The following is a 14,709-nucleotide window of genomic DNA, read 5'->3' as shown; positions in this document are numbered from 1 at the left end:
CCCTTCCGGCGAGGGACAGGCGCGTGTTTGTCTCAGGCTTCATTACAATCGCTTTTGATTGATTATTCAAACGTTATTTTCGAATGGATTTATCAGGTTTCCTTGTGAATCTTCGGGTGACTCTGGATGGCGGCCAGGATCACGTCCAGCGCCGGATGCATGATTTTCCGCTCGTTCGAAATCACATAAAACTGTTCGCGCAGGGACGAGGCGTCGCCCACCAGCACGGCGCCGAATTGCTCCTCGATCTCGCCGGCCAGGCTGGCCGGGGCGAAGAACAGGCCCAGGCCCTTGCGGCCAAACGCGTTGAGCATGGCGTTATCCTCGAATTCACCGACCACGTCGGGGCGTACGCCTTGCTGCACCATCCATTCGTCGATGCGCCCGCGCAGGGCGTTATTGCGCGCAGGCAGCAGAAATGGCGCGCCGTGCAGGCTGTGCGGGAAATTGTCGCGGTATTGCTCGGCCAGCGCGGGGATGGCGAACAGCTTCATGGCGCTCTCTCCCCACAGGTGGCTGGAGACACGCAGGCTGGCGCCGGCCGGCACGGCGCGGTCCGTCAACACCAGGTCCAGCTTGTGCAGGGCCAGGTCGGCCAGCAGGGACTCGAATTCATCTTCCAGGCAGACGAGCTTGACGGGCTTGTCCAGGCTGCGGGTGGCGTCGAGCATGCGATAGGCCATCAGTTTCGGCAAGGAATCGGAAATGCCCACCGTCAGGCGCATCTTTTCCGCATCCGTGTCGGCCAGCGCTTCCTGCATCTGTTCGCCCAGCAAAAAAATCTGGTCCGCGTAGCCGAGCGCCAGCCGGCCCGCTTCCGTCGGCACCAAACGCCGTCCCTGCGGCTGCAGCAGGGACTTGCCCAGCTCCTTTTCCAGCAAGGCCAGCTGGGTGCTGATGGTTTGCACGGCCAGGCCCAGGCGCTCGGCCGCGCGCGTCACGCCGCCTTCCTTGGCGACCACCCAAAAGAAGTACAAATGGCGGTAATTGAAACCGGTAGTTTTCATCGTGTGGGCCTATCTTCTGTTTTTACGAAGTAATACTTCCATTATCTTCTATTTTTAAATGTGTCACATGTCCATATACTACGTTCCATTGAATTTGGATAAAAGGGAACTATCGATGAAACATTTCAGAGTGTCATTTCTAGTGACATTTATCTGCCTGGGCATTTCCGCCTGGTGGGGTTACACGCACGGTGGCGTGTCGACCATGCTGTCGGCATTGGGCATTGCGGTGATCCTGGGCGTGATGGAAGTCTCGCTGTCGTTCGACAACGCGGTGGTCAACGCTTCGGTGCTGAAGAACTGGGACAAGTTCTGGCAGAACCTGTTCCTGGGCGTGGGTATCATCATCGCCGTGTTCGGCATGCGTCTGCTGTTCCCGCTGGTCATCGTGGCGCAAGCGGCGGACCTGGGCTTGCTGGAAGTATGGAATCTGGCCCTGAGCAATCCGGAACAGTATTCGATGCACCTGACGAATCACCACGCGGAAGTGGCGGCTTTCGGCGGTATTTTCCTGCTGCTGGTGTTCCTGAACTTCCTGCTGGACTCGGAGAAAGAAACGCACTGGCTGGGCCGTATTGAAGAAAAACTGGGCGCGCTGGGCAAGATCTCGTCGATTTCCGTGATGATCGCGCTGGGTACCCTGATGGCCAGCCTGTCGATGATCGAAGAAGGCCAGAAACTGGTGGTATTGACGGCCGGCCTGTGGGGTATTTTGACCTACGTGGGTGTCGATGTGATCAGTGGCTTGCTGGAAGGCGATAACGGCGACGGCAACATGGGCGACATCATCAAGCGCGGCGGTATCGGCGGCTTCCTGTACCTGGAAGTGCTCGACGCCTCGTTCAGCTTTGACGGCGTGATCGGCGCGTTTGCCATCACCAAGGATGTCGTGATCATCATGCTGGGCCTGGCAATCGGCGCGATGTTCGTGCGTTCGATGACGGTGTTCCTGGTGCGCAAGGGCACGCTCGACGAGTTCGTTTATCTGGAGCACGGCGCGCACTATGCGATCGGTATCCTGGCCGTGATCATGTTGGTCAGCATGAAGTTCCACATTCCCGAGATCTTCACGGGTCTGATTGGGGTGGCCTTCATTCTCGCCTCGCTGTGGTCATCGATCCGCTACAAGCGCAGGATGGCCCTCGAAGAAGGCCAGACGCAAGCGCTGGAGCCGGTCAAGGCAGTGTAAAGAATGCGCGACAAACGACTACACCCGTTTGTCGGCAAGTTGTAGCAAGCGTCGCCGCCGGCCTGGGGAGTCAGGCCGGTGGAGGGCGCCAGGTGTTTGGTCATACACAACCCACATAGGAGAAATACATCATGGCAATCAGTCTGCAAAAAGGCGGCAACGTCAACCTGAGCAAAGAAGCCCCCGGCATTTCGAAGATGATCATCGGCCTGGGCTGGGATGCCCGCGCCACCGACGGCGCCGCATTCGACATCGACGGTTCGATCTTCCTGCTGAAGGCCGACGGCAAGGTTCGCGCCGACGTCGACATGATTTTTTACAACAACCTGAAATCGAGCGACGGTTCCGTCACCCACTCGGGCGACAACACCACCGGCGCTGGCGATGGCGATGATGAAACCGTTATCGTTGACCTGGCCACGGTGCCAGCCGAGATCGACAAGATCGCCGTCTGCGTCACGATTCACGATGCCGAAGCGCGCAAGCAAAACTTTGGTATGGTGTCGAAGGCGTACGTGCGTTGCGTCAATGCCAACGGCAACACGGAAATCGCCCGCTTCGACCTGTCGGAAGACGGTTCGGCGGAAACGGCCATGGTCTTCGGTGAAATCTACCGCAATGGCGCCGATTGGAAATTCAAGGCCATCGGCCAGGGATATAAAGGCGGCCTGGGCCCACTGGCAGCCTCGTTCGGCGTCGGCGTGTAAGGTAGCCACACCAAACCTACTGCGCGGTGCGCTTTGCGGCCGGCGATGCTCACCGTACTAAAGTACGGTTGCGCTTCTCGGCCACAAATCACATCCGCTCGCTACGGTTTTGTGCGGCACCGTTATTCTGTAGTAAGGGCGGCGGTTTAGCCCGACACCATCATCATCGTTAAGGAAGGAACAGTTGTATGCCAGTTTTCAATATTACCGGGGATGTCGACCCGTTCCTGCATGTGTCGCTTGCCAAGGGCGAGAAGATTTATTGCGAATCCAACGCGATGGTGATGATGGAAACCAATCTTGAGCTGAAAGGCAAGATGACTGGCGGCATAGGCGCTGCGCTGATGCGTACCTTTGCCAACGGGGAATCGTTCTTTCAGCAGCATATCGAGGCCATGCGGGGCGACGGCGATTGTCTGCTGTCACCCACCTTGCCCGGCGCGATGCGGGTGCTGGAGGTCGGCGCCCAGCAATACATGATCAGCGACGGCGCCTTCGTGGCGGCCAGTGCTGGCGTGGAATTGAAGGTGCGCACGCAAAGCCTTGGCAATGCGCTGTTTGCCCAGAGCGGTGGTTTTTTCATCACCGAGACGGCAGGCAGCGGCCAGTTGGCGGTCTCCGGTTTTGGCGCGATGTCGATACTGGAAGTGACGCCTGGCAAGGACGTAGTGATCGATAACTCGCACGTCGTGTGCTGGGATAACCGCCTGCAATACGAAATTTCCATGACGACCGGCAGCAGCGGCGGCTTTCTGGGTAACCTGATCAATAGCCAGACCAGCGGCGAGGGCGTAGTACTGAAATTTTCAGGCACGGGAAAAATCCTCGTGTGCTCGCGCAACCGCGCAGCCTTCCTCGCCTGGACGCAAAGCAAGCCGGCGTAACACGTAGTTGATGCAACTAACCCAACAGGAGCAATGCGTATGTCTGTCAATTTGAGCAAAGGCCAGAAGATTTCTCTGGACAAAGAAGCTGGTACCACCCTGACCCGTATCACCATGGGCCTGGGCTGGGATGCGGCCAAGACCAAGGGTTTCCTCGGTTTCGGTTCGAAGAGCGAAGCCGTCGACCTGGACGCGTCGTGCGTCATGTTCGATGAAAACAAGAGCACGTCCGACATCGTCTGGTTCCGCCAGCTGAAAAGCAAGGACGGCAGCATCGTTCACACGGGCGACAACCGTACGGGCGCGGGCGATGGCGACGACGAACAGATCAATGTCGATCTGTCGAAAGTGCCGGCGAACGTGAAAAGCCTGGTCTTCACCGTCAACAGCTTTACTGGCCAGAACTTCTCGCAGGTGGAAAACGCCTATTGCCGCATCTTGAATGCCAGCAATAACCAGGAAGTCGCGCGTTTCAACCTGTCTGTGCAAGGTTCCCACACCGCACAGATCATGGCCAGGCTGTACCGCCATAATGGCGAATGGAAGATGCACGCCATCGGTGAAAACGGCAACGGTCGCACGTTTGACGACTTAATGCCGCAGATTACCGTGCATCTATAAGGAGCAGTACGCAGCGGGCGGGGGACGGACCGGATACCGGCCCTTGTCCGCTGCTCTAAGTTTAGGAGAGTATGTCGTGATGCGATTGCTGATAGCCTTGCTACTTCCGTGTCTCACGTTTTTCATGCTGGGGCGCCCGCTGGCCGGTGCCGCCGCCTTGATCTTGCAGTGCACTGTGATCGGCTGGGCGCCGGCGGCCCTGTGGGCCCTGTACACGGTGAACCAGCATAAAACGGAGCAGGAACTGGAAGGTGCATTAAGCCGCAGCTACATGCGCAGGCGTAGTCGCTTGATTTAAGGTCGATTGATTTAAATCAACCGGGCGCCAGGAATCCTTGCGCTAAAGCCCGCACGAGCGATCATGCGGGCTTTTTTGTGCGCGCTCACTTCTTGCAGCGTATCGGCACGTTCACCGAATTGCCGTCCGAACTTAAGTTGCGGTACTGCAAATCTTCACTTTCGATGGCGAAACGGGGCACGGCGTGCACATAGCGCTGCTTGCAGACGGTATCGTCATTGATCAGCTGGCTCGCCAGCATGTAGTCGCACAGGGCAAAGCGCGATTCTTCGTCGTCGAGGATCAGCACGCGCGCGGCGCTGTACAGGGCCGCTTGCAGGACGTCCGGGCTGCAGTTTTCCGGGCCCGTCAGCTTCAGATGGGTTTTCGTTTGCGTGGCCAGGCGTTGCAGCTTGACGAGGGCGGCGCGCTCTTCCTTGCGCGCAATATCGACTTGCGCATCGCCGCTGGACAGGCGTAGCGCCAGCGAGGCGATCTGGTCGATGGAAATATGCCAGGCAAAGCCTTCCAGCCGCGTGCGGATCTGGCCCGGCAAGGGATCGGCCGCATCGACTTCACAGCGGTACTGGCCCAGATGGGGCCGGCACAACACGGGAATGGCAAAGGCCGAGGTGCGCTTGCCCTTGACGAATTTCTGGCTCAGGTCGCCAAAGTTTTCATGCGTGATGGTATCGAAGCGGGCTTGCCCAAAGCCCATCTTGACGAGGTTTTCCTTGCGCTGGCGCGAAAACAGGGCGTCGACGGCATCGTAAATATTCTTGTTGAAGATGCGGTCCAGCGGCTGGCGTTCGTCCGACATCTTTTCAAAGACGGCGCTGGAATTGGGCGCGTTGGCATCGATGGCAATGAGGATGAAGGGCTTGCTGTTCAGACGCGGCGGCACGACAGCCATGTCGTTGCCGTACAGCTGCGTCAGGGCCACGTCCCACAGGGTTTCCACGCCCAGGTTATCGGCCGCGCCACCGTCGAACAGGTGCACGTAGGACGGCGATTCGCGCGATTCGGAACCGAGTTCCGGCACGAAACTGTTTTTCGGGCGGAAACGCTCGAAAGTGACGGAATCGAACACGCCGGGAAAGGCGGCCGAGGTGGCCACGGCCGTGGCCAGGCGGATATCCTGGATCGGTGAATGCAGGGTGCCGTAAAAATACTCATAAGAAAACACCACGCGCTTGCCGCCATCGGTGGCGTCCGTCGCGTTGGCCAGGAAGATGGGGCCGTCGTGCGGCAAGTCCTGGTAGGTTTTCTTGTCGTACAGCACATCGTCCAGCACATCGGACAGGAACGAGGTACGTGTCTTGTTCGTCAGCAACATCGTCGTCAGGTTGGCGGGTTTCAAAATGGTCTGGCCGAAGAAATCCGTTTTGAGTTTGCTGCGCAGCAAGGGCCAGTCCGTTTGCTTGCCATGCAGCGCATAGTAGCCGCCCGCGATGGCGCCGCCCGAGACGCCGGAGATGGCCGAGGCGCCGCTGACGAGGCCGAACTCTTCCAGCTGCTCCAGCGAGGCGGCCGAGAAATTGGCGGCGCGGCTGCCGCCGCCGGACAGGGCGATGCCGATGAAGTGGTCGTTGGGCATCGGATTCTGGATGCGTGCCTTGGGCGCATCGATGCGCAGGCGTGGGGTTTCCTGCACGGCAAACGTGCGGTTTTCGACGCCGCTGTTGGGGCGCAGGGCGAGTACCGTGCAGCCGCTCAGCAGTGCTACGAGGACAAAGGGTGCGAACAAGCGTGGATGCATGCGTGATCTGTGCGTAGTCAGGGGTTGGGATACGGACGGAAACGTGTGCGATTCTAACAAACTTGCCTATGCTCATGCATAGAGTTGCACCGCGAGGATGGCCGCGTTGTAGCCGGCGTGCGCCAGCATGGGCGCCAGCAGCGAACGGCTGCGTTCATAGGCGGCGCCCGCGCACAGGCCCAGCACGAAGACGGGCAGCATGGAGACAGGCGGATGCACGATGGCAAAGATGGCCGCGCTGATGCCGATCGCCTGCCAGGCGGGCAGCGAGCGGCGCAGGCCGCCCTGGATCAGGCCACGGAAAATGAATTCCTCGCACAGGGGCGCGGCCAGCAGCGTCAATCCTGCCAGCCAGATTCCGTCCCAACCCGCCCCTGTCGCCAGCGGCGCGCGCGCAGCTGACCAGCCGTTGGCTTGCACGATGGCCAGGTAGCCGATGCCGAAGAGGGCCGCCAGCAGCGCGCCTGCCACACCCCGGCGCCACGCTTGCCGGCCTGGCCCGATGCGCGGCACGTCTGCCGTCTTGCTGCGCCAGTAGACGAGGCGCACCAGGATATAGGTGAGCGCGCCCGCGCTGCCGAAGGCGATGGCCACGTGCGCCAGCGTTGCGCCGGCCGCGTCCTTGAGCAGGAGCAAGGCCAGTGTCTGCAGGATAAAAAACAGCATGGCGGCGATCAAGCCATCCGAGGCCGACACCCTGGCCGGCGGCGAGGCGGCCGGATCGAGCAGGTACGGCAGCTCGTCGCGCGCCTTTTGCCACAGTGCCAGGGCCAGCGCCAGCGTCAGCACGACAAACACCAGTTGCTGCACCACGCTGCCGGCCGCCAGCGCGGCGAGGTACAAGCCGGTGAGCAGCAAATACAGGTACATATAGGTGGGGCGTATCTTCGCCGTCGCTTCGGTGGCCAGCGGGTCGCTGGCAAACACCCCCAGCGCCACGGCGATCATCGAATACAGGGGAATGCCGGCCAGGGCCAGCAGCATCAGTCTCGCCATGTCCCAGCGCCATGCGGGCAGCCAGGCCAGCGCCGCGCCAAACAGGATGAGGGGATACAGCAGGGCCAGCACGGCCCACAATTGCGCCTTTTGCCGCAGCGCCTGCTCAACGGAAACGGGAAACGTGTACAGCAGCCACAGCGCGCCGCCTTCCTTGTTCAGGGTCTGGAAGGCCGACATCATCAGCACATAGCTGCCGAGGAAAAAGCCGGTCGATGCCAGCAGGGCGGGGCTGGCCAGCAGCGTGTGCAGGTCGCGCGCCTGGCCCGAAAAAAGAGCCTGGCCGCCGAGGATCAGCAGCGGCATCAGCAGCGTTTGCACCATGAAATTACGGTCGCGCATCAGCAGGGTCAATTCGCGGCGCTGGATCACCGTGCCGATGCGGGCGCGCCACCGGCCAGCGGGCAGCGCCGCCGGGGAACGCTTGCGGCTGGCTTCGCGCTGGCCCGCGCCCACCACGCCGTGGCGCAACTGGCGGCGCAGTATCGCCATGCCCAGCCACATCAACAGCAGCACTTGCGCCAGCAGCAGGCAGGCCGGCAGCAGCGCGGCCGCCAGGCTGGCGGCATTGAGCACGCGCACCAGCAGGCCGGGCGGCGTCCAGCTGCTCCAGGCGGGCATGGCCGCGGCCCAGCCATGGGCAAAGCCGCCCGCGCCCATGCCAAAGGACATGCCCATATACATGGGAAATACCCCGGCCACCGACAGCAGCGCCTGCAGGTTGCCCAGCCGTGCCGGACTGAGCGACAGGCGCAGGCCCGTATCGACCAGGGTGCGCAGCATGGCCGCCAGGGCCAGCAGCAGCAGGCTGGCCGCCAGTCCGGACAGCGGAGAAAACCAGCCCTGGCCCGAATACCAGGCGATCATGGTGGTGCTGGGCCACAAGGCCAGCAGGCCGGCCGGATTGACGAGCGTGCGTTCGAGCACGCGCGCCCACAGCAGCGTGGTTTTGTCGACCGGCAAGGTGACCAGCCATTCCAGGTCCCAGTCCGGTTTCGACAGCTCGCCCATGCCTAGCGGCAACAACACGCTGACCAGCCACAACAGCATCAATTGCAGGGCCAGGCCGCCTGCCAGCGCCGTACTGAACGGGTGCCCGATGAATTCGGCGATGACGGGTGCCAGCAGGCGTTCTCCCGCCTGCATGCTGCCTTGCGCCTGGCAGGCGGCCACCTGGTCGAGCAGGCAATGCATGTTGAGTACGCCATGGCGCGCGATAGTGCCGAAGGAAAACAGCATGGGCAGGAACAGCAGCACGCCCAGCAGCCAGCGGCCCCGTTTCTTGCCCGGCGTGGCGGGGCGGCCCTGCGGGGGCTTCTTGAAGGCGAGTCCGCGGCCGCTGACGTTGAGCAGGCGCTGCAGGCGCAAGCGGGTCAGCAGCCAGATGGCGCGCCAGGCGGTGAGCGGCGCCGGCGTCATGCGGCGCCCGTTTCATCGGTAAGCTGCAGGAAGAGTTCTTCCAGGCTGCCGTCGCTGGACAGTTGCCGGCGAATTTCGTCCAGGCTGCCCGTGGCCGCCAGCGCGCCGCGGTGGATGATGGCCACGCGGCTGCACAGCTTTTCCGCCATGTCGAGCAAATGCGTGGAAACGAAGATGGTGGTGCCGGCGGCGGCGATGCGCAGCAGCCGTTCCTGTACTTCGCGCGAGGCGCGCGGGTCCAGGCCGTTGATCGGTTCATCGAGGATCAGCACGGCCGGATCGTGGATCAGCGCGCAGGCCAGGCCCAGTTTTTTCTTCATGCCCAGCGAATAATTGACGGCGAAATCCTCGCCCGCTTCGTCCAGGCCGAATTCCGTCAACAGACGCGTCGCGCGTTCGGCCGCATCCGCGCGTGAAAAACCATGCATTTCGGCGACGAATTGCAGGATTTCACGGCCCCGCAAATAATCGTAAAAGATCGGGGTGTCGGGCAGGTAGCCCACCTTGCGCTTCACGGCGGCACCCTCGCGGTGGCAATCGAGGCCATCGACCAGCACGCGGCCGCTGCTGGGCACCAGGATGCCCATCAGCATGCGGATGGTGGTGGTCTTGCCGGCGCCATTCGGTCCCAGGAAGCCGAAGACTTCTCCCTTCCCCACCTGCAAGGTGAGCGGGTGGACGGCGTCGAAGGTACCGTAGCGTTTGGACAAACCCTGGAATGCGATCATCGTGTGCCCTGCAAGAATGTTAACAATGGCAAGATGATAGCGTGCTATCCAGACGTGGTCGATTTATGGGCGTTCCAGCGCGCCCTGCGTGATTTTTACCTTGACCCGATACGCGGGTTCGGCCGCGTTGAGGGCGGGCGGCGTGGCCGGGTCGACGTCGAGCAAGGTGAACGTCAGGTGGTTGACGCTGACGGAGCTGGCGGCGCCGGGCATGGACTCGGACAGCACGATGTCGGTGGCGCCTGCGCTGTTGAGCAAACTGAAACTGTAGCTGACGTAGCCTTTCCACACGCACACGGCGCCCTTGCGGCAGCGGCTGTCGTTGACACGCTCGAGTTTCAGGGTATCGGTGGCCGTGATGGCCACTTGCTGGCCCGGCGAGAGCACGTGGGTGACGCTGCGCGGCGTGTTTTCCGCGTCGCCGGCGCTGCCGGCCGCGCCGCAGCCAGCCAGCACGGTCAGGCAGGCGATGAGCAGGGGCAGCAGCAAGGTACGATAAGAGCGGCTCAGGTAAGGCATGTTTTTCCTTTCAGGTAGAACGTCCCGGGTGTGCTTGTTCACACGTGGGATAAAATAATGGTAACAAAATGATATTTTCTCGGCGCACTATTGGCGTGCTGCCGATGAATTGATGCGCCGGCCACGCGGCGCGCCGATTACTGCGTAGAATGGCTGTTTTGAAAATCAGGAAACAACCATGAAAAAAACTGCCCTGGCGAAAAGCGATGCCAAGAAACTGATGGGAAAGATGAATGTTCCCGGCGCCGGTGCATTCGGTAAGGAAGCGGTGGTCGTCGACCGCCGCGAGCAGCGCAAGCGCGATCAGGCCCTGGGCCTGGTGCCATTCGCCGTCAAGCTGAACAGCGATCTGGTGTTGCAATTGCAGACCCTGGCCAAGGAGCGCGATGCGGATCTGAATGAATTGGTCGCCGAGCTGATCACCAAGGGCTTGGCTGCAGCATAAGGGCTGACAATGTTTATCTGTTGATAAATATCATTTGTAAAACTAAAAGGCGCCTTGCGGCGCCTTTTGCATTGCGGCATTGCTTGTACTTACACCCAGGCGGCCAGCGCGCCCTTCATTTTTTTCAGCGCCGCCACTTCGATCTGGCGGATGCGTTCGGCCGATACGCCGAACTCTTCTGCCAAAGCGTGCAGGGTGGCGCCGGAACCGTCGTCGTTGGCCAGCCAGCGCGCTTCGATGATGCGGCGCGAACGGGCGTCCAGCTTGGACAGTGCTGTTTCCAGGCCTTCCGATTGCAGACGTGTCACTTGTTCCGCTTCCAGCACCTTGGTCGGCTCGCTTTGCTCCGACGACAGGTAGGCGATCGGCGAAAACTTGTCGTCTTCATCGTCGGTCGGCGATTCCAGTGCAATGTCGCGGCCGCTCAAGCGCGTTTCCATTTCGATCACTTCTTCGCGTTTCACGTCGAGCAGCTTGGCCAGCGCATCGATCTGCTTCGGCGTCATCGCATCGAGGCCCGTCTTGTGGCTGCGCAGGTTGAAGAACAGCTTGCGCTGTGCCTTCGTCGTCGCGACCTTGACCAGGCGCCAGTTTTTCAGGATGTACTCGTGCATCTCGGCTTTCACCCAGTGCATGGCGTACGATACCAGGCGCACGCCCTGGTCCGGATCGAAGCGTTTCACGGCTTTCATCAAGCCGATATTGCCTTCCTGAATCAGGTCGGCGTGCGGCAAGCCATAGCCCAGGTAGCCGCGGGCAATCGAGACCACCAGGCGCAGGTGCGACAGCACCAGTTCTTGCGCGGCGGCCAGGTCATTTTTTTCGCGCAGGCGTGTTGCCAGCGAAATTTCTTCATCGTGGGTCAACATGGGCAGGCGGTTCACGGCCGAGATATAGGCGTCAATATTGCCCAGATTGCCAGTGAACCCGAGGCCCAGCGCATTACTTTTGGTCGGAACCAATGCGGATGTTGCGGACATCATAGTCATGTTTTCTCCCTCGTAGTCTTGCTTTGTTCCAGTTGGCCATGTCACGCGACGTGGCCCGATTGTCTGTTCGTTTTGCGTATGCGGTCTTGCACTTGCAGATCGCGGCACCATCTTCATTTGGCGTCCATGGCGGTTCTGCTGTTGGTATGTCCCTATATTAGCACTCTCTGCTTGAGAGTGCCAATCAGCACATTTAATCGTCCTGATAGCCTAAATGCTATGGCGAATGAATGCTTGATAAATGTGTATGAACGGTGATCTGAACAGCGCTGCAGGCCGCTTCACGACAACGTAGCCAGTCTACGGCCTCTGGCTGAAGCGAACCTTAAGAATACTTGCTAAATATCAAGATAACAGCATTGTGGTGACGCATGGCGGCACCTGGGGCGCCGCCATGGGAGGGAGGAAAGGTCAGTTCAGGCGCGCCAGGTGGCGCTGCACGCAGAGGAAGGCGCCGATCAGGCCCAGGCCGGCGCTGACGGCCAGCAAGCCGGCCATTGGCAGCGGCGCCAGCGGCACCAGCTGGAATTCGGACGCGTACAGGCGGGCAAACTCGGCAATCGCGGTATTCAGTGGTTGCAAGGCCAGCGCCACGGCGCCCAGGGCCAGCGCACCGGCGCACAGGCCCAGCAGGGCGCCCGTGTAATAGAAGGGGCGGTGGATGAAGGTGTCGGTGGCGCCGATCAATTTCGAGATGCTGATTTCATCGCGCTGCTGCATCACCTGCAGGCGGATGGTATTGAAGACCACGGCGATCACGGCCACGCCCAGGGTGATGGCCAGCAGCAGCAGCACCAGGCGCAGCACGCCCAGCAGGGCCGCCAGGCGCTTGACCCAGGCCGAATCGACTTGCGCCGATTCCACGAATGGCAGGTGGCGCAGCTGCTCCGCCACCGCATCGACATCCTGCGCTTCGCTGGCGCTGCTGAACGCATCGAGTTTCAGTACATAGCTGTCGGGCAGGGGATTGTCGCCCAGGGTGCTGAGCACGTCGGCCAGGCCGTTCTTGTTTTTCAGGGTGTCGAGCGCCTGTTCGCGCGGGATGAAGACGATCTTCGCCTTTTGCGCGCCGACGACCTTGCGCATGGCGCCCGCCAGGGCCACGGCTTGCTCGCGCGGCGTGTCGATCTTCAGGAAAACGCTGATTTCCGGGTCGACCGACATCTGTTCCGACATGGGGCGCACATTGTCGAGCATGGTCAAGCCGGCGAACGGCAGCGACAGGGCGATGGCGACGACGAGCACGTTCAACAGGAAGCCGCCTGGCGACTTGCGCAAATGGATCAGCGCCGAACCGAGCGCGAAGCGGTGTTGACGGAACCAGCCTCTCATGCCTGTTCTCCCTGCACATCGTCGGGGCCGGGGGAGGGCGCAAAATCGGGATCGGGCGGCGCGAAGACGGGCGCCTGCGTGGCCTTGTCGATGGCGACTAATTGGCCGTTTTTCAGGTGGATCACGCGGGCGGCGGCGTCGAGCATCTGTTCGTCATGGCTGGAAATGAGGCAGGTCACGCCCACCGAATGAAACGCTTTCAGGGCGTCGAGCACCTTGTTGGCGCTGGCGCGGTCCAGGTTGGCCGTCGGTTCATCGGCCAGGATGATCTGCGGCCGGTTGACGATGGCGCGTGCGATCGATACGCGCTGCTGTTCCCCACCCGACAGCGACAGGGGACGCGCCATGGCGCGGTCCAGCAATCCCACTTTGTCGAGGGCGGCGCGCGCGCGCTGCTCGGCGGCAACTTTATGCGCACCGACGACGAGCAGCGGCAGCATGACGTTGGCCAGGATGGAGCGGTCGTTCAGTAATTTTTGCTGCTGGAAGATCAGGCCCATGTTGCGGCGCAAAAAGGGCACGCCGGCCGGCTTGATCTTCGCCATGTCCTGGCCATTGACGATCAGCTTGCCCGACGTGGGGCGTTCCATGGCGGCGATCATTTTCAGCAGGGTGGACTTGCCGGCGCCGGACGGGCCGGCCAGAAAGACCAGCTCGCCTTTGGCAATGCTCAGCGAAATGTCGCTGAGGGCCACGGCATCGGAGGAGTATTGCTTGGAGACGTGCTGAAATTCAATCATGTATAGGCTTATCCGAGCAGCGCTTCGACAAATTCGGCAGCCACGAAAGGCTGCAAGTCTTCAATTTTCTCACCGATGCCGATGAAATACACGGGGACGGGGCGTACGCGGGCAATCGCCGCCAGCACGCCGCCCTTGGCGGTACCATCGAGCTTGGTAATCACCAGGCCGCTCAACTGCAGTGCATCGTCAAAGGCTTTCACTTGCGTCAAGGCGTTCTGGCCCGTGTTGCCGTCGATGACGAGCAGGGTTTCATGCGGCGCGCCTTCCATGCCCTTGCCGATCACGCGCTTGATTTTCTTCAATTCTTCCATCAGGTGCAACTGCGTCGGCAAGCGGCCCGCCGTGTCGACCATGACCACGTCGATACCGCGCGCTTTTGCCGATTGCACGGAATCGTAGGCCACGGCGGCCGGGTCGCCCGATTCCTGCGAGATGACGGTGACGTTGTTGCGCTCGCCCCAGACCATCAGCTGCTCGCGCGCGGCGGCGCGGAAGGTGTCGCCCGCAGCCAGCAGCACGGACTGGTTATTCGACTGCATGTGCTTGGCCAGCTTGCCGATGGTGGTGGTCTTGCCGGCGCCATTCACGCCCGAAATCATCATCACCAGCGGCTTGTGGCGGCCCAGCTCGAAGCGCTTTTCCAGCGGCGAGAGCAGGTCGATCAGCAGCACTTTCAGCGCGGCCTTGACGGCGGCGGCGTCGAGCAGCTTGTCTTCCTTGACCTTTTTCTTCAATTCCGTGAGCAGGAATTCGGTGGCGTCGATGCCCGCGTCGGACATCAGCAGCGCCGCCTCCAGCTCTTCGTACAGGGCGTCGTCGATCTTCGCGCCGACGAACAGCACGGACAAGGTGTTCGAGGTTTTCGACAGGCCGGCCTTCAGGCGCGTCATCCACGATTTTTTCTCGGGTTCGGCAGCGACGATCACGGGCACGAGCTCGGCCGGCGCGCCGCTCAGGGGCTTAGCGGCAGGCTGCGGGGCAGGCGACGTGGCGGCAGGAAGGACGAGGGGCTCGGCTGGCGCAGCCTCGGGAGCGATGGGTTTTTTCTTGAAGAAACTAAACATGGATGTGTGGTGGCGGGTGCTGACCTAAGG

15 protein-coding genes are annotated in these 14,709 nt (G+C 61.3%); 6 read left to right on the top strand and 9 right to left on the bottom strand.

All coding sequences use genetic code 11. From position 1 onward, the window contains the following. Positions 1-92: 92 nt before the first annotated feature. Positions 93-1,007 (bottom strand): transcriptional activator NhaR, encoded by a 915-nt coding sequence (gene nhaR, locus ACP7EG_RS21245; protein ID WP_426089189.1) that lies wholly within the window; start codon positions 1,005-1,007, stop codon positions 93-95. Between the two features lie 115 nt (positions 1,008-1,122). Here nhaR and ACP7EG_RS21240 point away from each other — a divergent pair, with 115 nt between their 5' ends. From ACP7EG_RS21240 to ACP7EG_RS21220, 5 genes are all read left to right on the top strand, one after another. Further along, positions 1,123-2,196: a DUF475 domain-containing protein gene (locus tag ACP7EG_RS21240; protein ID WP_426089188.1), complete on the top strand. Its 1,074-nt coding sequence runs from the start codon at positions 1,123-1,125 to the stop codon at positions 2,194-2,196. A gap of 131 nt (positions 2,197-2,327) precedes the next feature. Beyond that, positions 2,328-2,903 carry a TerD family protein gene (locus tag ACP7EG_RS21235; protein WP_071079413.1) on the top strand — a complete coding sequence of 192 codons (576 nt, stop codon included), beginning with the start codon at positions 2,328-2,330 and terminating at the stop codon, positions 2,901-2,903. A gap of 188 nt (positions 2,904-3,091) precedes the next feature. After that, a complete protein-coding gene (locus tag ACP7EG_RS21230) occupies positions 3,092-3,787 on the top strand; it encodes a TIGR00266 family protein (protein ID WP_058050737.1) in 696 nt (231 codons plus the stop codon). A gap of 39 nt (positions 3,788-3,826) precedes the next feature. Then, positions 3,827-4,408, top strand: a complete 582-nt coding sequence (locus ACP7EG_RS21225) for a TerD family protein (RefSeq protein WP_426089187.1) — start codon at positions 3,827-3,829, stop codon at positions 4,406-4,408. A 79-nt stretch (positions 4,409-4,487) separates the two neighbouring features. Continuing rightward, positions 4,488-4,706: a hypothetical protein gene (locus ACP7EG_RS21220; protein ID WP_034784905.1), complete on the top strand. Its 219-nt coding sequence runs from the start codon at positions 4,488-4,490 to the stop codon at positions 4,704-4,706. An 85-nt stretch (positions 4,707-4,791) separates the two neighbouring features. Here ACP7EG_RS21220 and ACP7EG_RS21215 read toward each other — a convergent pair whose 3' ends face one another. From ACP7EG_RS21215 to ACP7EG_RS21200, 4 genes are all read right to left on the bottom strand, one after another. Beyond that, positions 4,792-6,444, bottom strand: a complete 1,653-nt coding sequence (locus ACP7EG_RS21215) for a patatin-like phospholipase family protein (RefSeq protein WP_426089186.1) — start codon at positions 6,442-6,444, stop codon at positions 4,792-4,794. A 72-nt stretch (positions 6,445-6,516) separates the two neighbouring features. Beyond that, positions 6,517-8,859: a CPBP family intramembrane glutamic endopeptidase gene (locus ACP7EG_RS21210; protein ID WP_426089185.1), complete on the bottom strand. Its 2,343-nt coding sequence runs from the start codon at positions 8,857-8,859 to the stop codon at positions 6,517-6,519. Then, positions 8,856-9,587 (bottom strand): ABC transporter ATP-binding protein, encoded by a 732-nt coding sequence (locus ACP7EG_RS21205; protein WP_426089184.1) that lies wholly within the window; start codon positions 9,585-9,587, stop codon positions 8,856-8,858. Before ACP7EG_RS21205 ends, ACP7EG_RS21210 begins: the two co-directional genes overlap by 4 nt. A gap of 63 nt (positions 9,588-9,650) precedes the next feature. Further along, positions 9,651-10,106, bottom strand: a complete 456-nt coding sequence (locus tag ACP7EG_RS21200) for a hypothetical protein (RefSeq protein WP_426089183.1) — start codon at positions 10,104-10,106, stop codon at positions 9,651-9,653. Positions 10,107-10,284: 178 nt separating this feature from the next. Between ACP7EG_RS21200 and ACP7EG_RS21195 the strand changes: the two genes are divergently transcribed. Next, on the top strand, positions 10,285-10,551 hold the full coding sequence (locus ACP7EG_RS21195; protein ID WP_071079406.1) for a hypothetical protein: 267 nt from the start codon (positions 10,285-10,287) through the stop codon (positions 10,549-10,551). An 89-nt stretch (positions 10,552-10,640) separates the two neighbouring features. Here ACP7EG_RS21195 and rpoH read toward each other — a convergent pair whose 3' ends face one another. The 4 genes from rpoH to ftsY form a co-directional block, all read right to left on the bottom strand. Continuing rightward, entirely contained in the window at positions 10,641-11,534 is an 894-nt protein-coding gene (gene rpoH / locus ACP7EG_RS21190) for an RNA polymerase sigma factor RpoH (protein WP_035824784.1), read from the bottom strand. 417 nt (positions 11,535-11,951) lie between these two features. Beyond that, positions 11,952-12,872, bottom strand: a complete 921-nt coding sequence (ftsX, locus tag ACP7EG_RS21185; RefSeq protein ID WP_426089182.1) for a permease-like cell division protein FtsX — start codon at positions 12,870-12,872, stop codon at positions 11,952-11,954. Next, complete coding sequence (locus ACP7EG_RS21180) at positions 12,869-13,612, bottom strand: cell division ATP-binding protein FtsE (RefSeq protein ID WP_096233883.1); 744 nt, start codon at positions 13,610-13,612, stop codon at positions 12,869-12,871. The genes ftsX and ACP7EG_RS21180 overlap by 4 nt, the downstream gene beginning before the upstream one ends. 8 nt (positions 13,613-13,620) lie before the next feature. Further along, positions 13,621-14,679 carry a signal recognition particle-docking protein FtsY gene (gene ftsY / locus ACP7EG_RS21175; protein WP_426089181.1) on the bottom strand — a complete coding sequence of 353 codons (1,059 nt, stop codon included), beginning with the start codon at positions 14,677-14,679 and terminating at the stop codon, positions 13,621-13,623. Positions 14,680-14,709: the final 30 nt, after the last annotated feature.

The organism is Janthinobacterium sp. PSPC1-1 (assembly GCF_049897625.1).
In the GTDB taxonomy this organism is placed as follows: Bacteria; Pseudomonadota; Gammaproteobacteria; order Burkholderiales; family Burkholderiaceae_D; genus Janthinobacterium; species Janthinobacterium tructae.
This window is presented reverse-complemented; position numbering and strand designations above follow the sequence as displayed.